The sequence below is a fragment of the Cypionkella sp. genome (genome assembly GCF_036782355.1).
Lineage (GTDB): Bacteria > Pseudomonadota > Alphaproteobacteria > Rhodobacterales > Rhodobacteraceae > Cypionkella.
Genome location: NZ_DAIPZF010000012.1, coordinates 14,960 through 36,210, shown reverse-complemented (window position 1 = coordinate 36,210; position 21,251 = coordinate 14,960). Strand labels below are relative to the sequence as shown.

Annotated in this window: 18 protein-coding genes and 1 pseudogene; 8 read left to right on the top strand and 11 right to left on the bottom strand. The window is 60.8% G+C overall.

Annotation, left to right across the window (positions count from 1 at the left end):
* Positions 1–218: 218 nt before the first annotated feature.
* On the top strand, positions 219–1,589 hold the full coding sequence (locus V7Q10_RS06550) for a DEAD/DEAH box helicase (RefSeq protein WP_333868262.1): 1,371 nt from the start codon (positions 219–221) through the stop codon (positions 1,587–1,589).
* Between the two features lie 41 nt (positions 1,590–1,630).
* Here V7Q10_RS06550 and V7Q10_RS06545 read toward each other — a convergent pair whose 3' ends face one another.
* Complete coding sequence (locus V7Q10_RS06545; protein WP_333868261.1) at positions 1,631–2,083, bottom strand: hypothetical protein; 453 nt, start codon at positions 2,081–2,083, stop codon at positions 1,631–1,633.
* A gap of 312 nt (positions 2,084–2,395) precedes the next feature.
* Between V7Q10_RS06545 and V7Q10_RS06540 the strand changes: the two genes are divergently transcribed.
* A complete protein-coding gene (locus tag V7Q10_RS06540; RefSeq protein WP_333868260.1) occupies positions 2,396–2,974 on the top strand; it encodes a thymidine kinase in 579 nt (192 codons plus the stop codon).
* Here the strand turns inward: V7Q10_RS06540 and V7Q10_RS06535 are convergent.
* On the bottom strand, positions 2,971–3,897 hold the full coding sequence (locus V7Q10_RS06535) for a DMT family transporter (RefSeq protein ID WP_333868259.1): 927 nt from the start codon (positions 3,895–3,897) through the stop codon (positions 2,971–2,973). The two genes, V7Q10_RS06540 and V7Q10_RS06535, sit on opposite strands and share 4 nt — an antisense overlap.
* A 168-nt stretch (positions 3,898–4,065) precedes the next feature.
* Between V7Q10_RS06535 and V7Q10_RS06530 the strand changes: the two genes are divergently transcribed.
* Positions 4,066–5,076, top strand: a complete 1,011-nt coding sequence (locus V7Q10_RS06530; RefSeq protein ID WP_333868258.1) for a hypothetical protein — start codon at positions 4,066–4,068, stop codon at positions 5,074–5,076.
* A 55-nt stretch (positions 5,077–5,131) separates the two neighbouring features.
* Here the strand turns inward: V7Q10_RS06530 and V7Q10_RS06525 are convergent, their stop codons facing one another.
* The 7 genes from V7Q10_RS06525 to V7Q10_RS06495 all read right to left on the bottom strand — a co-directional run bounded on the left by V7Q10_RS06525 (position 5,132) and on the right by V7Q10_RS06495 (position 12,008).
* The gene (locus tag V7Q10_RS06525) at positions 5,132–6,274 is read right to left on the bottom strand and encodes an SPOR domain-containing protein (protein ID WP_333868257.1); all 1,143 of its coding nucleotides are present in this window, start codon (positions 6,272–6,274) and stop codon (positions 5,132–5,134) included.
* A gap of 67 nt (positions 6,275–6,341) precedes the next feature.
* Entirely contained in the window at positions 6,342–6,974 is a 633-nt protein-coding gene (upp, locus tag V7Q10_RS06520) for a uracil phosphoribosyltransferase (RefSeq protein WP_333868256.1), read from the bottom strand.
* On the bottom strand, positions 6,967–7,959 hold the full coding sequence (locus V7Q10_RS06515; protein ID WP_333868255.1) for an adenosine deaminase: 993 nt from the start codon (positions 7,957–7,959) through the stop codon (positions 6,967–6,969). The genes upp and V7Q10_RS06515 overlap by 8 nt, the downstream gene beginning before the upstream one ends.
* The gene (locus tag V7Q10_RS06510; protein WP_333868254.1) at positions 7,956–9,152 is read right to left on the bottom strand and encodes a phosphopentomutase; all 1,197 of its coding nucleotides are present in this window, start codon (positions 9,150–9,152) and stop codon (positions 7,956–7,958) included. The genes V7Q10_RS06515 and V7Q10_RS06510 overlap by 4 nt, the downstream gene beginning before the upstream one ends.
* Positions 9,153–10,463, bottom strand: coding sequence for a thymidine phosphorylase (locus tag V7Q10_RS06505; RefSeq protein WP_333868253.1), 1,311 nt, complete (start codon positions 10,461–10,463; stop codon positions 9,153–9,155).
* On the bottom strand, positions 10,460–10,852 hold the full coding sequence (locus V7Q10_RS06500; protein ID WP_333868252.1) for a cytidine deaminase: 393 nt from the start codon (positions 10,850–10,852) through the stop codon (positions 10,460–10,462). Before V7Q10_RS06500 ends, V7Q10_RS06505 begins: the two co-directional genes overlap by 4 nt.
* Positions 10,853–10,922: 70 nt before the next feature.
* Positions 10,923–12,008: a cupin domain-containing protein gene (locus V7Q10_RS06495; protein WP_333868250.1), complete on the bottom strand. Its 1,086-nt coding sequence runs from the start codon at positions 12,006–12,008 to the stop codon at positions 10,923–10,925.
* Positions 12,009–12,149: 141 nt separating this feature from the next.
* Between V7Q10_RS06495 and V7Q10_RS06490 the strand changes: the two genes are divergently transcribed.
* From V7Q10_RS06490 to V7Q10_RS06480, 3 genes and pseudogenes are all read left to right on the top strand, one after another.
* Positions 12,150–14,429 (top strand): NADP-dependent malic enzyme, encoded by a 2,280-nt coding sequence (locus tag V7Q10_RS06490; protein WP_333868249.1) that lies wholly within the window; start codon positions 12,150–12,152, stop codon positions 14,427–14,429.
* Positions 14,430–14,632: 203 nt separating this feature from the next.
* The gene (locus V7Q10_RS06485) at positions 14,633–16,525 is read left to right on the top strand and encodes a propionyl-CoA synthetase (protein ID WP_333868248.1); all 1,893 of its coding nucleotides are present in this window, start codon (positions 14,633–14,635) and stop codon (positions 16,523–16,525) included.
* 123 nt (positions 16,526–16,648) lie between these two features.
* A pseudogene (locus V7Q10_RS06480) lies at positions 16,649–17,617 on the top strand (sigma-54 interaction domain-containing protein); the annotation flags it as partial.
* On the opposite strand, the gene V7Q10_RS06475 reads toward V7Q10_RS06480, so the two are convergent.
* Complete coding sequence (locus tag V7Q10_RS06475) at positions 17,614–18,378, bottom strand: NAD kinase (protein WP_333868246.1); 765 nt, start codon at positions 18,376–18,378, stop codon at positions 17,614–17,616. The pseudogene V7Q10_RS06480 and the gene V7Q10_RS06475 sit on opposite strands and share 4 nt — an antisense overlap.
* Before the next feature lie 203 nt (positions 18,379–18,581).
* Here V7Q10_RS06475 and glyA point away from each other — a divergent pair, with 203 nt between their 5' ends.
* Both glyA and V7Q10_RS06465 read left to right on the top strand, forming a co-directional pair.
* The gene (glyA, locus tag V7Q10_RS06470; protein WP_333868245.1) at positions 18,582–19,874 is read left to right on the top strand and encodes a serine hydroxymethyltransferase; all 1,293 of its coding nucleotides are present in this window, start codon (positions 18,582–18,584) and stop codon (positions 19,872–19,874) included.
* 115 nt (positions 19,875–19,989) lie between these two features.
* Positions 19,990–20,763, top strand: a complete 774-nt coding sequence (locus V7Q10_RS06465; RefSeq protein WP_333868244.1) for an alpha/beta fold hydrolase — start codon at positions 19,990–19,992, stop codon at positions 20,761–20,763.
* Here V7Q10_RS06465 and V7Q10_RS06460 read toward each other — a convergent pair.
* The gene (locus V7Q10_RS06460) at positions 20,760–21,251 is read right to left on the bottom strand and encodes a cytochrome b (RefSeq protein ID WP_333868243.1); all 492 of its coding nucleotides are present in this window, start codon (positions 21,249–21,251) and stop codon (positions 20,760–20,762) included. The genes V7Q10_RS06465 and V7Q10_RS06460 overlap by 4 nt on opposite strands.

The window sequence follows — 21,251 nt, the reverse complement described above, 5'->3', positions numbered from 1 at the left end:
GCCCCGAAAACCCCCATTTGCACCCTATCCATAGTGCCCGTGCCGCGTGAGCATGTGTAAGGCCATGGATACTGGTTCCCACCGCACGCAGGGGTTCCGCGACAGGAACGGTATCGGGCATTCGCCTGATGCGAGGGCGTGTCGCTTCCCACTGTCGGCCCCCGTCTTGCAAGGCGGTTGGGGCCGAAGGCGGCCAGCGGGCCGTCAGAAAGACTATGATGACCACCACTTTTGCCGATCTTGGCCTCTCGGATACCATTCTGAAAGCGCTTGAAAAAACCCAGTTGAAAATGCCTTCGCCGATTCAGGTGCAGGCGATCCCGCATATCATGGCGGGCAAAGACCTGATGGGTCTGGCGCAAACCGGCACCGGCAAGACCGCGGCTTTTGGTCTGCCCTTGTTGCACCGCATCCTTGATCTGGGCCACCCGCCTGCGCCCAAAACCGTGCGCGCGCTGATCTTGGCGCCGACCCGCGAATTGGTCAGCCAAATCGCTGATAACCTTGAAGTTTTTACCAAAGGCACCTCGGTTAAGGTTGCGATGGTTGTGGGCGGCGCGTCGCTGTTCAAGCAGGCCGAGCGGCTTAAGCGCGGCGCAGATATCCTTGTCGCCACCCCCGGCCGCCTGATTGATTTGCTGGAACGCGGCGATGTTTCGCTGCATGCCACCGGCTATCTGGTGCTGGATGAGGCCGACCATATGCTTGACATGGGCTTTATCCATTCGCTGCGCAAAATCGCCAAGCACATCCCGCTTAAGCGTCAGACGCTGCTGTTCTCGGCCACCATGCCAAAAGACATCGAAGAGCTGGCCGCCACCTATCTGCAAAACCCGATCAAAGTGCAGGTCGCCCCTCCGGGCAAGCCGGTCGAGCGCATCGTGCAGGGCGTGCATTATCTGCCCAACGGCGATAAGGCCAATATCTTGAAAGAATACCTGAACAAGCATCCGGGCGAACAGGCCTTGGTCTTTGGCCGCACCAAACATGGCTCGGAAAAGCTGATGAAATTGCTGGTGACTTGGGGCTTTAAGGCAGGCTCGATCCACGGCAACAAAAGCCAAAGCCAGCGCGACCGCACCCTGACCGAATTCCGCAAAGCCGAGCTTGATGTGCTTGTGGCCACCGATGTGGCAGCGCGTGGCATCGACATTCCGGGCGTGCGTTATGTCTATAACTTTGACATGCCAAACGTGCCAGAAAACTATGTTCACCGCATCGGGCGGACCGCACGGGCTGGCAAAGAGGGCACCTCGATTTCCTTCTGCGCACCCGCGGAAATGAGCGAGCTGCAAGCCGTTGAAAAACTGTTGAAAAAGGCGATCCCAGTTCTGGGTGGCGCGCCTTGGTCGGCCGATATGGTTGCAGCAGCGCCCAAGCCTGGCCAGAACCGTGGCCAGCGCCCAGCGCAGGGTCGCGGCGGCCAAAAAGCAGGCTCGCAACCGATCCAACGCGCCGCCCCCGGCAAGCCCGGCGCCAAGCCTGCGGCGCGCCCAGCAAGCGCCAAACCCGCCGGTGGCAGCTTTGCGCCGCGCCGCGCAGGCGCGGGTGGCGGCAAGCCACAGGGGCAAAACCGTCGCCCTGACTAAGCCACATTCTGCGCGGTCCGCCCCACAGCGGACCGCGTCTTTCAGCTGGCTTCTTCTTCCAGATTAAGCTTCATCTGCAACAGAACCTGTTGAATTGCCAAGGTTTCCCGCAGCATCCGCTTGGATTCGTTGACCGAGATCACCCCGTCATCAATCGCAGCATTATATTCTGCCATCAGCATGCCAAAGCGCTGCGCCAAGGCCACTACATCTTGATTGACCCCCTTGCTGGCCGCATTGGCACGTTCGTGATCATAACTCAGGGTGACGCCGCGAAGATCGGCCAAGGCCGAGGTCACGTGCGGAAACCGCGCCGCGCCCTCCAACTGGGCCACCACATCCACCGGCATAAAACGATCACTGTGCTCCTCAGCATCGGAATAATAGCGCCCCAAAGTCGCCTTGGACTTGCCCGTTAGCGCGCAGGCAGCCTCGATCCCGACATCTTTGACCAAGGCTTCACAATGTTTCTTTAGATAGCTTTCGATGCTCATAAAACGCTCACTTGTACGGCCCCAAAAAACACTTGGGGAATTCACTTTGCCTTTTCCCATTAATCAGATGGCAAGGATTTGTCATCATAAAGGTGTTCCAAACACAGGAACGGCTCTGAGTGCGAGTCAGTGTGAGTGACGTCAGCGCCCCCCAGCGCTGGCTTGTTAAGGGCCCGCTCTGACGTTCAGGGCGGGCTTTGATCAGGCGGCTTGCGGTTTGGTGGCCGCCTGTCATGGTAAATGGTTGATCACAGACGCTCTTTGGTTTGGGGTGTATTGTAAGCGGTATCGGCCATGGGTTACAAAAGACCCATGGCCAAGTTCTACTTCAACTATTCGACAATGAACGCGGGGAAATCCACCTCGCTGCTGCAAGCCTCGCATAATTATCGCGAAGGCGGCATGCAAACCTATTTGATCACCGCGCAGTTTGACAACCGCGCGGGTCAGGGCCGTATTGCCAGCCGCATAGGCATTGGCGAAGATGCCGATACCTTCGCCGCAGCGGATGATCTTTTTGCCAAAATTGCCGCCCGCCTTGCGCTTGGTCCTGTCGCTTGCGTCTTTATTGACGAGGCACAATTTCTGACCGAAGCCCAAGTCTGGCAACTGGCCCGCGCGGTTGATGATCTGGGTGTGCCAGTCATGTGCTATGGCTTACGCGTTGATTTTCAAGGAAAACTCTTTCCCGGCTCGGCGGCACTTTTGGCTTGGGCGGATGAGATGCGCGAAGTGCGCACCATCTGCCATTGCGGGAAAAAGGCGACAATGGTGATCCGCCGCGGCCCCGACGGCCGTGCGTTGCGCCAAGGCGAACAGGTTCATATCGGCGGTAACGAAAGCTATGTCTCGCTGTGCCGCAGGCATTGGCGCGAAGCGGTTGGCGATTAGGCCGCGGCCTCTGCCGTCTTGGCACGCAGCGCAATCATCGAGCCCGCGGCCACAATCAGCACCATACCGGCAATTTCCAGCGGCTTTAACGCCTGCCCCCAGATCACATAGGACCAGATCGCCGAGGCGGGCAGAATGACATATTCCAGCACCGAAGCGCGGCTGGCCTCGGCAATCTGATAAGCGCGGATCATCAGTCCGACCCCCAAAAGCGAGCCTACAGCCTGCACCAAGGTCCAGAAATAGAAGCTTTCTGATGGCCAAAGCGCGCCGCGCTGCAAAAAACCCGCGGCCCCCTCGGGCACTGGCAGCGGCCAAAGCCATAGCGCCGCCATGCCGATCAGACCAATCAGCCCAAGGGCCAGAAAAAATCCAGCCAGCAACGTCACCGCCCCCTCTTGGGCGCACCATTCCCGCGTGGCGATATTGCCCATCGCATAAAGCACGCCGGCCAAAATCGGCAAAACCGCCGCCAGCGAGGCGCCCGCAAAGGCCTCGGGGCCTAAGACCAAGATCACCCCGCAAAAGCCCAAAGCAACCGCCGCGATCCGCACAGGCCCGATGGCATGACCATAGGCAAAGCGCGAAATCAGCAGCACGAAAATCGGTGAGGTGAACAGCCCAGCCGCCACCAAAGCCACCGGCAAAAATGCAAGCGCCCCAAAATAAATCACCATCGCCGCGCCATGCAGCGCCGAGCGTGCCAGCACCGCCCCAAGCCGCACCGGCCGCAGCCGCCAGCCCAGCGCAGCCGCCACCCCTCCCAGCAAAACCATCGCCATAGCGGTGCGGATGGCGTGAAACTGCCATAGCCCCGTCTCGGCCGCGATCACCCGCACATAGTTATCGGTAAATCCGATCAAGCCGGCATAGGCGCAAATCAATCCGGCAGCGGCGAGGGTTCTGTCTTGGGTCAAGGTCATGCTCCATTTCCCCCAGAAGGCCCGAGCCAGCGCTTTCTGCGCGCCCAAAACCGACATCTGCTTGCCGTATAAGTTGCGCAGCCGCCGAAAACCGCCACATCATGTTGTGGAACCGCAACCAAGGCGATAGAATACCCGCAAAAGCTTACGAAAAGGCATATCGAGCCGATGACGGCGTTGCGGAAATACCAAAGGCTGGAAAGCAGTGGCCTGTGGCGTGAGACGCCAGAGGCACGGCTGCAAGAGGTGCTGGTCGCCCTGCGTTCGACCACGCTGATTTTGGCCGATCCAAAAACCGAAATACCGCTGACGCAATGGTCGCTGCCGGCGCTGCGGCGGTTGAACCCTGCGCAGCTGCCTGCCGTTTATGCCGTGGCAGATGACAAGGGCGAGACGCTAGAGATAGAAGACCGCGATATGATCTTGGCGCTGGAGACCGTCAAGGACACGCTCGAGCGGCGGCGTCCCCAGACCGGACGGCTGCGCGGATCTTTGCTGGGCGGCACCGCGGCGGTTTTGCTTGCCTTGGCGCTGTTCTGGCTGCCCGGATCGCTGATTGACTATACCGCCAATATGCTGCCGCTGACGACCCGGGCGCAATTGGGGCAATTGGCCTTGGCGGATCTGCGGCGGCTGACTGGCTCGGCCTGCACCTCGCCTCTGGGCTCTGCCGCGCTCGAGCGGATGGCGCGGCGGATTGACCCGATCTCGCCACCTATGATCAGGATCTTGCGCGAGGGTCTGGGCCGCCCTGCCTCACTGCCCGGCGATCTGGTGCTTTTACCCGAACGGATGCTGGCGCAAAGTGATGGAGCCGATGCGATTGCGGGCATGGTTATCGCCGAGCGACGCCGCGTGGTTGGCCGCGAGCCGACCAAGGCCCTGCTGCATTACGCCGGACTATGGGCGACCTTGCGGCTGCTGACCAGCGGAAGCATGGCACCGCAAAGCCTTGCAGGCTATGGCGAAATCTTCTTGCAGACCGAACCCGCCGCCCTAACCGATGCAGACCTGATCTCGGCCTTCAAAACCGCGGCGATCACGACGCGCCCCTATGAAGACCTGCTGAACGCCGCCGTCAAAGCCGAACCACATCTGGCCGATCCGATGCCAAATGGCAGTGATCCTGTGGTGCTGGAAGACGGAGTTTGGCTTGGCCTGCAAGCGATCTGCCAATAGGCTGAAAAACAAAAAGCCCGCAAGAATGCGGGCTTTTCCAATATATCACGAAGCCTTAGCGCAAAAATGCGTCGCCAAATCCGGCTTGCCGCGCCAGCTGTAAGGCTGCTTTCGCCTGATCTGGCGAACCGAAGGGCCCGGCAAACACAACCTGCAAAGGTTTGCCCGCCTTGACCAAATGACTTTTGGCCACCGGCAGCCCCAGCGCCTGCACCCGTTCCGCGGCACCTGCCGCATTCGAGGCGAGACCAAAGGTGCCAATCTGCACAAAACTGCGCGCAATGGGTTGAGAAGCTGCGCTCATGCTCGAGATCGTCACCCGCGACCGCAGGGCGACAGGTGCCGTTGCCGCTGTGACAATCTGGGCCGGCACCCTGCGGGTCCAGACGCGGTCTTGCGCCGCCTGCCCCTCTGCGGTGCCAATGCCACGTTTTGGGTTCAGCCGGTCATCTTTCCATGCCAATTTATAGCCAGCAGGCGGGGTAAAGATGGTCTGCGAGCTGGCTGCCGTTTGCAGCGGTTGCACGATTTTGCGCGCCGGCGCGGCCTTGGGCGTGGTGGGCTCTTGCACAGTGGCTGCGCGCAAAGAGGCTCCGGGCGGCGTGCCTGTCGGATAAGTCGGCGCGTGCCAGCCGTTTGTGGTGCCATCGCCTTTGGTACACATCACCCCAGTGCCGCCATTGCGCAGGCGTATGACTTCGACCACCGGAGCCGAGGTTGAACAGGCGATTTGCCCCTTGGCAGGGCCCTGCGTGGTGACGCGATCGTAAGTTGAAACCGTAGGCGCCAAGGCTGCTACGGGCGCCGCAACCGGTACGGCTTTGACAAGGGCTTCGGGCATCATCTTGCTGGCCACGGTCGCAAGCGGTGCTTTGAGCGGTGCGGTCGGCGGTTTTGCCGCCAGCACGGGCGCCACCATCGGCGCGGTCTCTGGCACGGCTGCCACTTCTGCTGTGGGGGTGGGGCCCATATTGCAGACGGGTTTGCGCTGCGCATCGACACGCGGATACCACTGAGCAGCACCCGAGCTTTCAACCCGCATGAAGACGCAGCCGCGGCTGTCGACATATTGCAGGCCTTTAAAGCTGGACGACGGACGCTCGGCTGGCCCGCCTATTTGCGCGATATTCTGCGCGCTGGCGCTGACTGGCCCAAGCAAAGCCGCACAAACTGCGGCCGAAAACATTTTATACAACATAAGCTACCCCCACGTAGGTGAGGGTAGAATGCGTCAAGATTATGGCAGAGTAAAGAGAAACAATCCCCTATTTAGTGCCAAACATCCGATCACCCGCATCCCCTAGACCGGGAACGATATAGCCGTGGTCGTTCAGATGGCTGTCAAGCGAGGCCGTGACGATCGGCACATCGGGATGCGCCTCTTTCATCCGCGCAACGCCTTCGGGGGCGGCCAGCAGACACAAAAAGCGGATATTCTTCGCGCCGGCCTGCTTTAACAACGAAATCGCCGCCGCCGAGGAATTGCCAGTGGCCAGCATCGGATCGACCACAATCGAAATCCGCTCGTCCAGATGATCGGGCAACTTGCAGTAATATTGCACCGGCTCCAGCGTTTCTGGGTCACGATAAAGCCCCACAAAGCCCACACGCGCCGCGGGGATCAGCTCTAGAATACCGTCCAAAAGCCCGTTGCCCGCCCGCAAGATCGAGATCAGCGCCAGCTTTTTGCCGTCAATCGTCGGCGCATCCATCGGTTCCAGCGGGGTTTCGATATGTTTGGTGGTCATCGGCAATTCGCGCGTGACCTCATAGGCCAAAAGCAGGCTGATCTCGCGCAACAACTGGCGAAAGCTGGCGGTCGAGGTGTCTTTTTCCCGCATTAAGGTCAGCTTGTGCTGCACCAAAGGGTGCGAAACGACGGTCAAATGTTCAGCCATTGGCCTGCTCCAGTCTGCTTTGAATAAGGGTTTTGGTTTCGGCATCGCAAAATGCCGCCTCGATCGAGGTGCGGGCGATTTGGGCGAAAACGCCCTCGTCCCAGTCAAAGGCGCGATGCAACATCTCGTATTCGCGCGTCATTGTGGTGTGGAAAAACGGCGGATCATCGGTGCTGATCGTCACTTTGACACCGCGCTTCAGCATCTCGGCAATCGGATGGGCGCGAAAATCTTTGTAAAGCCCAAGCGCCACATTCGAGCCGGGGCAAAGTTCCAGCACGATGCCGCGCTCGGCGATTTCATCCACCAGCGCCAGATCTTCAATCGCGCGCACGCCGTGGCCAACGCGTTCAACACCCAGATCATTGATCGCATCACGCACAGACTCTGGCCCGCCCCATTCGCCCGCATGCGCCGTAATCCGCAGCCCGGCCTCGCGCGCCATATCAAAAGACCACGCAAAATCAGCGAGTTTGCCGATCTTCTCGTCGCCGCCAATGCCAAAGCCGGTGATAAAGCGCCCCGCCGTCTCGGCCGCACAGCGCGCGGTTTGCCGCGCCTTTTCGGGGCCGAAATGCCGGATCGGAGTGATGATGCCGCGCAAGGTGATGCCAAAATCGGCCTCGGCCTTGGCGGCGGCCTCTTCAATCGCGTGCAGATATTCGCGCCAAGCGATCAAATCGCGACCACCGCAGAAATCGGGCGACAGAAAGCATTCGGAATAAATCACGCCATTGGCGGCACTTTGTTCCAAGACCGCCAGCGTCAGGCGGTAAAAATCCTGCGGGCTTTGCAGCACCGTGGTGGCGGCCTCGTAGACCTTCAGAAAATCCCAGAAATCGGCAAAGCGGTAGCCGCCGCTTTCGGTAAAAATTCCGGCAATATCAATGTGCTTTTCCTTGGCAAGCCCGCGCACAAAGGCGGGCGGCGCCCCACCTTCCAGATGCAGATGCAGCTCGACCTTCGGCAAGTCTTTGATCGTCATAGAAAGCTCCTTCCAACCCCATGGCTGGCCACGCCCAAATGCTGCGCCACGCTTGCCCCAACATCGGCAAAGGCGCAATGGCCCAAGGATCCCGTGCCCGCGCCCGCGCAAAGCACCGGAACCCGCTCGCGCGTGTGTTCGGTGCCGCGCCAGGTTGGGTCGTTGCCATGATCGGCGGTGAAAATCGCCAGATCGCCAGGCCGAAGCCGTGCCAAAAAGCTGCCCGCGCGGGCGTCAAACCACTCGAGCGCGCGGGCATAGCCCGCAACATCGCGCGGGTGGCCGTAAAGGCTGTCAAACTCCACAAAGTTGGCAAAGGTCAATGAACCTGCCTCGGCCTGCCCTGTCAGCGCATCTAAATGATCGAAAAGTGCAATATCTGAAGAACCCTTGTGCAAGGCCCCAACCCCCTTCATCGAGAAGATATCGCCAATCTTTCCAATCGCATGCGTCGCCCGCCCCGCGTTTGCAACCCAGTCAAGCAGCGTGGCCGCTGGCGGGTCCATCGCGTAATCATGCCGGTTGGGCGTGCGGTAGAAATCGCTTACCCCGCCGCGAAAGGGCCGCGCGATCACCCGCCCGACCTTCATCGCATGCAGATGCGGCGCCAGATCGGCGCAAAGCTTGAGCAAGCGGTCCAGCCCAAAGCTGTCTTCATGCGCCGCAATCTGGAACACGCTGTCGGCCGAGGTATAGCAAATCGGCCAGCCCAAGCGCTGATGCTCGGCAAAATGCCGCGCGATGATCGGCATGCCAGAGGCGTGGCAATTGCCCAAAATCCCCTTGGTTCCGGCCAGTTTGCAGACAAGATCCACCAGATCGGGCGGAAAGGCGGGGCTTGAGTCGGGGAAATAGGTCCAATCCCAAGGCACCGGCACCCCGGCAAGCTCCCAATGCCCCGAGGGCGTGTCCTTGCCGCGCGACACTTCGGTTGCAGCCCCCCAGCGGCCCTGTGGGGTTGCCGAAAACCCCGCCGCCGTCTGCCCCGAGGCGAGTTTGATCGCGGCCCCTAAGCCCAAAGCATCCAGATGCGGCATCCGCAGCGGGCCTTGGCGGCCAATATCTGCCCGCCCTGCGGCGCATTCTGCCGCGATATGGGCCAAGGTATTGGCGCCTGCATCGCCAAAATCGGCGGCATCGGGGGCGCCGCCACAGCCCACAGAATCCATCACAATCAGAAAGGCCCGCGCCATTCAGGCAATCCTTTTCAAAATCAAATCAGGGTCTTCGGGAAGAGCCGCGCCCAAAGCATAGGCGGCTTGGATCTGCGCAATCGCCTGTTCGGCAGCGGCTTCGGTGGCGGCATGCACCATGCACAACGGATCGCCCGCCGCGATATCTTCGCCGATCCCCGCAAGTTCAGACAGCCCGACCGAAAGGTTCAACCGATCACCCTCGCGCAGCCGCCCACCACCCAGACCGACCACTGTCAGCCCCAAAGCTTGGCCATCGACCCGCTGCACAAAGCCGGTGCTAAGGCTTGGCACCTCGCGGATCACCGCCGCAGCAGGAAGCCGATCTGGCCAGCGGTCGACAAAATCGTGCGGCCCGCCTTGCGCAGCCACCATCCGGCCAAAAATCTCAGCCGCAGCGCCTGAATCCAAGGCCTGCTCGATCCTCAAGGCTCCATCTGCGGGATCATCGGCCAGCCCGCCCAGCGCCAAAGCCTCGCCGCCCAGCGCCATAGTGATATCCCACAGCGCCGAGTTTACGCTGGTGCCGGTCAGGGTTTCCATCACTTCGATCACTTCAAGCGCATTGCCCGCAGCCGTTGCCAAAGGTTGGCTCATATCGGTGATCAGCGCCGTGGTCATGCAGCCCGCACCCTGTGCCGTCGAGACCAGCGCGCGGGCCAAAGCCTCGGCCTCGGCCAGCGTTTTCATAAACGCCCCCGAGCCGCATTTTACATCAAGAACAAGCGCTTCCAGCCCCGCCGCCAGCTTTTTCGACAGAATCGAGGCGGTGATCAGATCCACCGACTCGACCGTGCCCGTGACATCGCGCAGCGCGTAAAGCCTGCGATCAGCCGGCGCAATTTCCGCGCTGGCCGAGACAATTGCGCAGCCGACATCATTCAGCTGCGCGCGCAATTGCGCCTCGGTCAGGCCGGTGCGAAAGCCGGGGATGGCTTCCAGCTTGTCCAAAGTGCCGCCGGTATGACCCAAACCGCGCCCCGAAATCATCGGAACATAGGCCCCGCAAGCAGCCAAGGCAGGGGCAAGCAGCAGCGACACACAATCGCCAATCCCCCCCGTCGAATGCTTGTCCAGCACCGGCCCCGGCATATCCCAGTGCAGCACATGACCGCTGTCGCGCATCGCACGGGTCAGCGCCACGCGGCCCTCATCCCCAAGCCCTTGCAGCAGCACCGCCATGGCAAAGGCACCCGCCTGCGCATCACTGACCGCACCAGAGGCCAAGCCCTGCGCAAACCACTGCAAATCGGCCGCCGAGGGGTGTCCGCCGTCGCGCAGCGTGGTGATAATGGCGCGGGCGTCGCTCATGCGCGGTCCATATGCGCCTGACTAAACACGCCGGGCAAAAGCTGGGCCACGGTCAGCGTTTTTGATTTTCCGTCGGTGGTGCAAAGGGTTACCTTGACGTCCTGCGCCGCAAATTCGGCGATTTTTTGTCGACATCCGCCACAGCAAGGCACAGGTTCGGGGCTGTCGGCGATCACCACAATTTCGGCAATGCGGGTGTCGCCCGCCGCAATCATTGCGGCAATGGCACCGGCTTCGGCGCAAGTGCCTTCGGGGTAGGCGACGTTTTCGACGTTGCAGCCAATATGCACGCGCCCTTCCACCGACATAATCGCCGCGCCAACGTGAAAGCGCGAATAGGGCACATAGGCGCGCAAACGCACCGCCGTTGCGGCTTCCAGCAATGTCATAAGCGGCTCCAATCCTTGACCATCCGGTCAGTAAGTGTGGGCCGCTTCGGGTTCAAGTGCAAGCCTGCCGTTACAGGATTTCCGTCGGCGGATTGCCCGGCAAAGACACCTCCATCAGCATCAGATCGGCGCTGGCCTGCGCATAGCGCGTCGCCATCGCAGGCGGAATGACAAAGGCGTCGCCAGCCTCGAGCCGGAACGGCGCTTTGCCCTCGCCCTCCAGCAGCATCGAGCCTGTCATCACAAAGCCAAACAGAATATCGCCTGCGTGTTTGGTCCAAGGCGCCTCGCCGGTGGGGCGGGCGACCATCACGCTGGCAACCCCTTTGGTATTGGCGTTGATCGTGGTGTCGCGCGCCTCGAACCCCGGAATGCGGTAGGGCTTGAACTCGCCAGTGGCGCCAAGATTGTGCACAAAGCGCTGGCCCTGCCATTCACGATCGGGGTTAAAGCTGGCGGTGGGCAGGGTCATCTCGTGGTCGATTTCGGTGACATGTTCGGCAGGCACGCCAATTTCAACCACCTGAACGCCTTCAGAATGCAGCACCTTATGGCGAATGCCGGGCGGCTGAATAAAGCAATCGCCCGCCGCGATCCGCAGGATACCGCCTTGATCTTCATACAAAACATCAACCCAGCCCGCGACGCAAAAGATCAGCTGAAAGCCGACCTTGTGGAAATGCACCATATCGGGCACCGGGCCGTCGGGCACGCGAATGTGGCTGGCGATCATCGCCCCGCCCAGCCGTGTCGGGATCAGGTCGCGGTATTCCATCCCCGCCCGCCCGATCACCCAAGGTGCCTGATCCGCCAAGCGCCGCACCACAAAGGCGTGTTCGGTGGCGGGCAAAACCAGCGGCGGGTCCAGCGCATCGACCTCGACCTTGGTGCCACCCGGCGAAGTGAGCGCACGCGCGCCACCTGCAAAATCGGCGTCGTCGGTCAAAATCCGCAGCAATGCTGGGGCTGCTTGCGCGCCTGCATCCAGCCGCAGCCGCAAACCATGCCCCGAAACCACCGCCACCGCCGGATTGTCGGCGGGATAGATCATATCCATCCGCATCGCCAAGGTCTTGGTGAAAAACGGTAAATCGCCACGCAGATCGGTGGTTGGCACCACAATCTCGGCGCGGATTTCGGCGGTGGTCTCGGACATAGCAATTCCCTTTTGTTTGCGGCAGAGTGCTGCGGGACAGATTGATTTGCAAGCAGAGCCATAAACAGCTTTTGGATTGCGCCTGTTGGCGATAAATTCAAAATGGTTTAAGGCTAAACGAAATTTGGGTTGGAGAGCACAATGGAAGAGACGCGGCAGGATAACGCACGGCAAGCGGCGCTGGATTATCACGAATTTCCCAAGCCGGGAAAGTTAGAGATCCGTGCGACCAAACCTTTGGCCAATGGCCGCGATCTGTCGCGCGCCTATTCCCCCGGCGTGGCAGAAGCCTGCCTTGAGATCAAAGCCGATCCTGCCACGGCCAGCCGCTACACCTCGCGCGGCAATCTTGTGGCGGTGGTCTCGAACGGAACTGCTGTCTTAGGCCTTGGAAACATTGGTGCTTTGGCGTCAAAGCCGGTGATGGAAGGCAAGGCGGTTCTGTTCAAGAAATTCGCCAATATTGATTGCTTTGACATCGAGGTGAACGAATCCGACCCCTATAAGCTTGCCGATATCGTCTGCGCGCTTGAACCGACCTTTGGCGCGATCAACCTTGAAGACATCAAATCTCCCGATTGTTTCATCGTTGAACAAATCTGCCGCGAGCGGATGAAGATTCCGGTCTTTCACGACGATCAGCATGGCACTGCCATCGTGGTGGGGGCTGCGGCCACCAATGCGCTGCATGTCGCGGGCAAGAAATTCGCCGACATTAAGGTCGTCTCGACGGGCGGTGGTGCGGCTGGAATCGCTTGCCTGAACATGCTGCTGAAGCTGGGCGTCAAACGCGAAAACGTCTGGCTTTGCGATCTTGCGGGCCTTGTCTACGCAGGCCGCACCGATCAGATGACCGAGCAGAAGGCGGCTTTCGCGCAAGGCAGCACGCCAAAAACGCTGGCCGAGGTGATTGTGGGCGCGGATTTGTTCCTTGGCCTGTCGGGCCCCGGCGTTTTGACGCCTGAAATGGTGCAATCGATGACCCGCCAGCCGATTGTTTTTGCGCTGGCAAACCCGACGCCAGAAATCCTGCCTGATGCCGTGCGCGCGGTGGTGCCTGATGCGATCATGGCGACGGGGCGTTCGGATTTTCCCAATCAAGTCAACAACGTGCTGTGTTTCCCCTTTATCTTCCGCGGCGCGCTGGATGTTGGGGCGACCACGATCAACGCCGAGATGGAGCTGGCCTGCATCGAAGGCATTGCAGCCCTTGCCCGCGCCACCACCAGCGCCGAGGCCGCCGCCGCCTATTCGGGCGAAAAGTTGTCGTTCGGGGCAGATTATCTGATCCCGAAACCCTTTGACCCGCGTCTGATCGGCGTGGTCGCAAGCGCTGTGGCCAAAGCCGCGATGGAAACCGGCGTCGCCACCCGCCCCATCGCCGATATCGAGGCCTACCGCGAGAAACTTGACGGCTCGGTGTTCAAATCGGCGCTGATCATGCGCCCGGTGTTTGAAGCCGCCGCCCAAGTCACCCGCCGCATCATCTTTGCTGAAGGCGAGGACGAACGCGTGCTGCGCGCGGCCAATGCGATGCTGGAGGAAACCACCGACAAGCCGATCCTGATCGGCCGCCCCGAGGTGATTGCAAACCGCTGCGAACGTGCGGGCCTGCCGATCCGGCCGGACAAAGACTTTGAGATCATCAATCCCGAAAGCGACCACCGCTATCGTGACTACTGGGGATCGTACCACGAGCTGATGGCGCGCCAAGGCGTCACCCCCGATATTGCGCGCGCGGTGATGCGCACCAATTCCACCGCAATCGCCGCCGTTGGCGTGCACCGCGGCGATGCCGACAGCATGATCTGCGGCACCTTCGGGCAATATCTGTGGCATCTGGGCTATGTGCGCCAGATTTTGGCCCGCGAAGGCCGCAGCCCACAGGGCGCTTTGTCGCTGATGATCTTGGAAGACGGCCCTTTGTTCATCGCCGACACCCAGATCAACCCGGTGCCAAGCCCCGAGCAGATCGCGCAAAGCGCGATTGGCGCAGCGCGCCATGCCCGCCGGTTTGGCGTGGTGCCCAAGGTGGCGCTGTGCAGCCATTCGAACTTTGGCAATCTGGACAGCGATTCCGGCCGCCGTGTGCGCGCGGCTATGGAAATTCTGGACGCCCGCGAGGTCGATTTCGAATATGAGGGCGAGATGAGCGCCGATGCAGCCCTTGACCCCGAGCTGCGCACCCGCATCTTCCCCAATGCACGCCTGCACGGGCCCGCCAATATTCTGGTCTTTGGCTATACCGATGCCGCCAGCACCGCGCGCAATATGCTGAAATTCAAGGCAGGCGGGCTTGAGGTGGGGCCGATCTTGATGGGCATGGGCAACTTGGCCCATATCGTCACGCCGTCGATCACGGCGCGCGGGCTTTTGAACATCGCGGCCTTGGCTGGCACGCCTGTCGGGCATTACGGCTAAACAACTTGGGTTTGCAGAGTTTTTCAGGAAACTTTGCAAACCCCGCCACATTTCGCCCAAATCCGCATATATATCCGAGTTTTGCAAATGTTTGCGCCGAAGCTTTGGCAATATATGCAAAGTTTTCGCAGCCACGGCTTCGCAAACCTTGCGCGACTCGGGGTCAGGCGCGTAACACTTTGGCAGCTTTGGAGGAGGCATCTATGGGCTATGGTGAGGTTTATGCGGGCTGGAAGGCCGACCCAGAGGCGTTCTGGATGGAGGCCGCAGGCCAGATCGACTGGGTGCAACCGCCAAGTCGTGCGCTGAACGACAGCCGCGCGCCGCTTTACGAATGGTTCACCGATGCCACGGTCAATGCCTGCTATAACGCGGTGGATCGCCATGTTCTGGCCGGACGCGGCGACCAGCTTGCGATCATCCACGACAGCCCGGTGACGCAATCGAAGCATGGCATCACCTATGCCGAGCTGCAAACCCGCGTCGCCTCGCTGGCAGGCGCGCTGCGCGCCAAGGGTGTGCAAAAGGGCGACCGCGTGATCATCTATATGCCGATGGTGCCCGAAGCGCTGGAGGCGATGCTGGCCTGCGCCCGGCTTGGCGCGATTCACTCGGTGGTTTTTGGCGGCTTTGCGGCTGCCGAACTGGCGGTGCGGATCGACGATTGCACCCCAAAGGCCATTATCGCCGCCAGCTGCGGCATCGAGCCCAGCCGCGTTGTGCATTACAAACCGCTGCTGGATATGGCGATCGACATGGCCAGCCACAAGCCAGATTTCTGCGTGATTTTGCAGCGTGAACAAGAGGTTGCCAAGCTGATTGAAGGCCGTGATGTGGCTTGGCACAGCTTTCAATATGGCGTGACCCCGGCCGAATGTGTGCCCGTTTCGGGCGATCATCCGGCCTATATCCTTTACACCTCGGGCACCACCGGCGCGCCGAAGGGTGTGGTGCGGCCAACCGCGGGCCATCTGGTGGCGCTGAACTGGACCATGCGCGCGATTTATGATTGTGGCGCGGGCGATGTGTTTTGGGCGGCCTCGGATGTGGGCTGGGTCGTGGGGCACAGCTATATCTGCTATGCGCCGCTGATCGCGGGCTGCACCACCATCGTGTTTGAAGGCAAGCCCGTGGGCACCCCCGATGCGGGCACGTTCTGGCGGGTGATTGCCGAACACAAAGTGCGGGCGTTCTTTACCGCCCCCACGGCCCTGCGCGCCATCAAGCGCGATGATCCAAATGGCGAGCTGCCCTCGCATTACGATCTGTCAAACCTGAAAACCCTGTATCTGGCGGGCGAGCGCGCGGATCCTGACACCATCACTTGGGCGCAAACCCATGTGAAAGTGCCGGTGATCGACCATTGGTGGCAGACCGAAACCGGCTATGCGATTGCCGCAAACCCAATGGGGATTGAACATCTGCCGGTCAAAATCGGCTCGCCTTCGGTGGCGATGCCGGGCTTTGATGTGCAAATTCTGGATGAGGGCGGCCATCCGGTGGCGCCAGGCACTTTGGGCGCGATTGCGATCAAACTGCCGCTGCCTCCGGGCACCCTGCCCACGCTTTGGAACGCGGAAGAGCGGTTCAAGAAGTCGTATCTTGCGCATTTCCCTGGCTTTTATGAAACCGGCGATGCGGGCTATGTCGATGCGGACGGCTATCTTTACATCATGGCGCGCACCGATGATGTGATCAATGTGGCAGGACACCGGCTGTCGACCGGCGCGATGGAAGAGGTTTTGGCCAACCACCGCGATGTGGCTGAATGTGCGGTGATTGGCGTCGCCGATGCGCTGAAAGGCCAGACGCCGATCGGGTTTTTGTGCCTGAACACCGGCTCTGATCGCGCGGCTGCCGATGTGGTGAAAGAATGTGTCGCCTTGATGCGCGAGAAAATCGGCCCCGTTGCCGATTTCAAACGCGCGATTGTGGTGGACCGTCTGCCAAAAACCCGCTCGGGCAAGATTTTGCGCGGCACCATGGTGAATATCGCTGACTGCAAGCCTTGGAAGATGCCCGCAACCATCGACGATCCGGCGATTTTGGATGAAATCACCCAAGCGCTGCAAACGCTGGGCTATGCCAAGGGCTAATGGGCGCTAGACAAATGCCGCGGGACGGGTAACTTTGGGGTTGGTCAAAGGCTGCGCCAGAGCGCTGCGTTTTTGGCCGCCCAGACCTAAAGCCATCGGAACTCTCGCGTGACAGACGTCGCCCCCAGCCTTGAGACGGGTTTTATCGGCACATCCGAGCCGATGCGCCAGATCCAGACCACGATCCGCGCGGTTGCGCGCTCGATGGCGACGGTGTTTATCACCGGTGAAAGCGGCACCGGCAAAGAGCTGTGCGCACTGGCGGTGCATGGCCAATCGCCACGCGGTCGCGGACCGTTTATCGCGTTGAACTGCGGCGCTATTCCGCAAGATCTGCTGGAATCCGAAGTCTTTGGCCATATGAAGGGCAGCTTTACCGGCGCTTTGTCCGACAAACCGGGGGCTGCTTCGGCGGCGGATGGCGGCACTTTGTTTCTGGACGAGATCTGCGAAATGGCCCCGGCGTTGCAAACCAAACTGCTGCGGTTCTTGCAAACCTCGACGATTGTGCCGGTGGGGGCGACGCGCCCGCGCAAGGTGAATGTGCGCATCATCTGCGCTACCAACCGCGACCCGATGGAGGCGGTGCGAAGCGGCCAGTTCCGCGAAGATCTGTTCTACCGGCTGTTTGTGGTGCCGATCCACATGCCACCGCTGCGCGAGCGCGGCACCGATGTGTTGGAAATTGCCGAGGCAGCCTTGCACCGCTTTGCCTGTGAGGAACAAAAGATATTTCAAGGCCTTAGCCCCGAAGTTCGCGCGCTTTTCCTATCGCTGCGCTGGCCGGGGAATGTGCGGCAACTGCTGAATGTGATCCGAAATATCGTGGTGCTGCACGACGAAGGCCAAGTGCAGCTGTCGATGTTGCCAAAATCGCTGCACGCCAGCAGCTTGGCCGAACCAGCCCCTGCGGCCCCCACAGCGCAGATGGCGCTGGCGGGTCTGATTGGCCGGCCTTTGGCCGAAATCGAGCGTATGGTGATCGAGGCCAGCTTGGCCCAAAGCGGCGGTTCGGTGCCAAAGGCGGCGCGGATGCTCGAGCTTTCCCCCTCGACGCTTTACCGCAAGATCGAGGCTTGGGGGAAAACTTAGGCGAATTGCTCGACGATCAGCCGCTCTTCCAAGCCATGGCCCGGATCGAACAGAATGTGATGCCGGATTGCGGGCTGCGAGCGGATCTCGACCCGCAGCACATCGGTGACCGGGCGGCTGTCGGCATCGGCCCGCACCGGGCGTTTGTCGTGTTCCAAGACATCAAAGCGCACCACGACGCCCTTGGGCAGCAGCGCGCCACGCCAGCGCCTTGGCCGAAACGCCGCCATCGGCGTCAGGGCCAGCACATCCGAGCCAATCGGCAAAATCGGACCATGGGCAGAATAGTTATAGGCGGTCGATCCGGCAGGGGTGGCCAGCAAAACCCCGTCGCAAACCAATTCTTCCAGCCGCACCTTGCCATCGACCGAAATCCGCAGCTTGGCCGCCTGCGGACCCGAGCGCAGCAGCGACACCTCGTTGATCGCCAGTTGCACGGTCTCGGATCCATCGACGCAAAGCGCGCGCATCTCCAATGGGTTGATCACCGCCCCCTCGGCGGCGGCAAGCCGCGCGGGCAGGTCTTCGGCCGAATAGGCATTCATCAAAAACCCGATGGTGCCGCGGTTCATGCCGTAAACCGGCACTTCGCTTTGCTTGGTCTCGTGCAGGGTTTGCAGCATAAAGCCGTCGCCCCCCAGCGCCACCACCACATCGGCATTGGCAAGGTCATGCTGGCCATAAAGCGCGATCATCTCGGCCAAAGCCTCTTGCGCCACCGGAGCGGAGCTTGCCACAAAGGCTATGCGTTGAAAGCTCACGACCGACTCTCCCTTGTCTGCGGCCCGCAGTCTTGGCCGCTTTGCCCCCAAACTCAAGCCCTGACAGCCGCAGACGGGGTGCAAAAAGTTTCGTATCGGAAACAAGACTTCGCCCAGAGCGGTTTTCCTGTCGCAATCGGCCTTTTCCTTAGGCCCCCTATCGCCTAGATAAGCGTAAATCGCCCTTCACCGCAGGAGACGCCATGACCGCCCACCGTGACACCGGATTTTTCACCGAAAGCCTGTCGACCCGTGATCCAGAGCTTTTCGGCTCGATCACCAATGAACTGGGCCGTCAGCGCCACGAGATCGAGCTGATCGCCTCGGAAAACATCGTCAGCCGCGCGGTTATGGAAGCGCAAGGCTCGGTGATGACCAACAAATACGCCGAAGGCTATCCGGGCAAGCGCTATTACGGCGGCTGCGAATTTGTCGATGTGGCCGAAACCCTTGCGATCGAGCGCGCCAAAGAGCTGTTCGGCTGTGCTTTCGCCAATGTGCAGCCAAACTCGGGCTCGCAGGCCAACCAAGGCGTGTTTACCGCGCTGATCAAGCCCGGCGACACGATTTTGGGCATGGATCTGGCTTCGGGTGGCCACCTGACGCATGGGGCTGCGCCAAACCAATCGGGCAAATGGTTCAACGCGATCAAATACGGTGTGCGCCAGCAAGACAGCCTGATCGACTATGATCAGGTCGAAGCCTTGGCCGTCGAGCATCAGCCAAAGCTGATCATCGCGGGCGGCTCTGCCGTGCCGCGCCAGATCGACTTTGCCCGCTTCCGCGCGATTGCCGATAAGGTTGGCGCTTATCTTTTGGTGGATATGGCGCATTTTGCTGGTCTTGTGGCGGGTGGCGCGCATCCCTCGCCCTTCCCTTATGCCGATGTGGCAACCACCACGACCCACAAAACCCTGCGCGGCCCGCGCGGCGGCATGATCCTGACCAACAACGAAGAGCTGGCGAAAAAGTTCAACTCGGCGATCTTCCCCGGCATTCAGGGCGGCCCCTTGATGCATGTGATCGCCGCCAAAGCCGTGGCTTTTGGCGAGGCACTGCGCCCCGAGTTCAAAGACTATGCCGCCCAAGTGATCAAGAACGCCCAAGCTTTGGCCGATGAGCTGATGAAGGGTGGCATCGACATCGTCACCGGCGGCACCGACACCCATGTGATGCTGGTCGATCTGCGCCCCAAGGGGGTGAAGGGCAATGCCACCGAAAAGGCCTTGGGCCGCGCCAATATCACCTGCAACAAGAACGGCATTCCGTTTGACCCTGAAAAGCCAATGGTGACCTCGGGCGTGCGGCTTGGCACCCCTGCCGGCACCACCCGTGGCTTTGGCGAGGCAGAGTTCCGCCAGATCGGTCAGTGGATTGTCGAGGTTGTAGACGGGCTTGCCGCCAATGGCGAAGAGGGCAACGCGGCCGTCGAGGCTTCGGTGAAAGCCCGTGTCGAGGCGCTGTGCAAAGCCTTCCCGATCTATCCGGGTCTGTAAAATATTGCAAAAATACGCAAAGGCCCCGCGGTTGTGGGGCCTTTTTTATGGGCGGATCTTGCCACAAGACCGCTTTGGGGCAGACAGCCCGCCTCAGCCACGCTAGGGTTTTGCCATGTTAGCCACCACTGTGATCGCAGCCACTGCCCCCCTGCCCGCAACCCCTGCGCTTTTGATCGTGCATGGGCTGTTCGGCTCTGCCCGCAACTGGGGCGTGATCGCGCGCCACCTTGCCAGCAGCCGCGATGTGGTTTCGGTTGATATGCGCAACCACGGGCAAAGCCCGCGCGAAAGCAGCCAAAGCTATCCCGATATGGCGCAGGATCTGGCCGAGGTGATCATGGCCCATGGTGCGCCGATGGATGTGCTGGGCCATTCGATGGGCGGCAAGGCCGCGATGCAACTGGCGCTGACGCGGCCCGAATTGCTGCGCAAACTGGTGGTCGCCGATATCGCCCCTGTGGCTTATGGCCATGACCAATCGGGGCATATCCACGCGATGCGGGCGCTGGATCTTCGCGATCTGACCCAGCGCAGCGAAGCCGACCGCAGGCTTTCGGCCCAGATCGAAGACCCCGCCCTACGGGCGTTTTTCTTGCAATCGCTTGACCTTAAGACACAGCCCCCCGAATGGCGGCTGAACCTTGATGTGCTGGAAGCAGAGATGCCCAAGATCGTGGGCTGGCCTGATACCAAGGGCGAGTTTGACCACCCAACGCTGTTTTTGACCGGCGGGCGCTCGCATTATGTGCGCGCCGAGCACCGCGACACCATCAAGGCGCTGTTCCCCAAGGCGCGCTTTGCCAAGCTGCCCGATGCCGGCCATTGGCTGCATGCCGAGGCCCCGCGCGCCTTTGAACAAACCGTCGAGGTGTTCTTACAGGCCTAGTCCTGCGGCCGCTTCATCCGCAGCAAAAGCCCGTCTTTCAAGATAAACTGATGGTAAAGCGCCGCCGCGATATGGCCCAAGATCACCACGATCAGCACGGGCTTTAACCAGCCATGCGCCTCGACCAGCAGCGATTGGTTGCCATACCAACCGATCAGACCCGTCAGCGGCACCGCCAGCATCAAGCCATAAAGCCCGATATGGCCCCAATGCGCCACCAAAGCCATCTTTGCGGTTGTGCCCACGGGATCCGCCGGCACGCCACGGGTAAAGCGCAGCACCAAACGCCACAGCACAAAGGCCAAGATCGCCACGCCGACAACGATATGCGCCCAGACCGAAAGCGACATCGCTGCCACGCCAGTTTTGCTAAAGTCGCGCCATGCGTGGCTCATGTCATCGCCCAAGATCAGCTGGAATAAGATCAGAGCCGCCACGCCCCAGTGCAAAGCAATCTGCAACGCTGAATAGCCTTTTGGCTGTGACAT

Excerpts from the sequence above, each read along its gene's own strand:
- V7Q10_RS06525 (WP_333868257.1), bottom strand. The coding sequence starts at position 6,274 with ATGTTGTATAAAATGTTTTCGGCCGCAGTTTGTGCGGCTTTGCTTGGG.
- V7Q10_RS06505 (WP_333868253.1), bottom strand. The coding sequence starts at position 10,463 with ATGAGCGACGCCCGCGCCATTATCACCACGCTGCGCGACGGCGGACAC.
- V7Q10_RS06540 (WP_333868260.1), top strand. The coding sequence starts at position 2,396 with ATGGCCAAGTTCTACTTCAACTATTCGACAATGAACGCGGGGAAATCC.
- V7Q10_RS06485 (WP_333868248.1), top strand. The coding sequence starts at position 14,633 with ATGGGCTATGGTGAGGTTTATGCGGGCTGGAAGGCCGACCCAGAGGCG.
- V7Q10_RS06500 (WP_333868252.1), bottom strand. The coding sequence starts at position 10,852 with ATGACATTGCTGGAAGCCGCAACGGCGGTGCGTTTGCGCGCCTATGTG.
- glyA (WP_333868245.1), top strand. The coding sequence starts at position 18,582 with ATGACCGCCCACCGTGACACCGGATTTTTCACCGAAAGCCTGTCGACC.
- V7Q10_RS06495 (WP_333868250.1), bottom strand. The coding sequence starts at position 12,008 with ATGTCCGAGACCACCGCCGAAATCCGCGCCGAGATTGTGGTGCCAACC.
- V7Q10_RS06550 (WP_333868262.1), top strand. The coding sequence starts at position 219 with ATGACCACCACTTTTGCCGATCTTGGCCTCTCGGATACCATTCTGAAA.
- V7Q10_RS06460 (WP_333868243.1), bottom strand. The coding sequence starts at position 21,251 with ATGTCACAGCCAAAAGGCTATTCAGCGTTGCAGATTGCTTTGCACTGG.
- upp (WP_333868256.1), bottom strand. The coding sequence starts at position 6,974 with ATGGCTGAACATTTGACCGTCGTTTCGCACCCTTTGGTGCAGCACAAG.
- V7Q10_RS06535 (WP_333868259.1), bottom strand. The coding sequence starts at position 3,897 with ATGACCTTGACCCAAGACAGAACCCTCGCCGCTGCCGGATTGATTTGC.
- V7Q10_RS06545 (WP_333868261.1), bottom strand. The coding sequence starts at position 2,083 with ATGAGCATCGAAAGCTATCTAAAGAAACATTGTGAAGCCTTGGTCAAA.
- V7Q10_RS06490 (WP_333868249.1), top strand. The coding sequence starts at position 12,150 with ATGGAAGAGACGCGGCAGGATAACGCACGGCAAGCGGCGCTGGATTAT.
- V7Q10_RS06510 (WP_333868254.1), bottom strand. The coding sequence starts at position 9,152 with ATGGCGCGGGCCTTTCTGATTGTGATGGATTCTGTGGGCTGTGGCGGC.
- V7Q10_RS06465 (WP_333868244.1), top strand. The coding sequence starts at position 19,990 with ATGTTAGCCACCACTGTGATCGCAGCCACTGCCCCCCTGCCCGCAACC.
- V7Q10_RS06530 (WP_333868258.1), top strand. The coding sequence starts at position 4,066 with ATGACGGCGTTGCGGAAATACCAAAGGCTGGAAAGCAGTGGCCTGTGG.
- V7Q10_RS06515 (WP_333868255.1), bottom strand. The coding sequence starts at position 7,959 with ATGACGATCAAAGACTTGCCGAAGGTCGAGCTGCATCTGCATCTGGAA.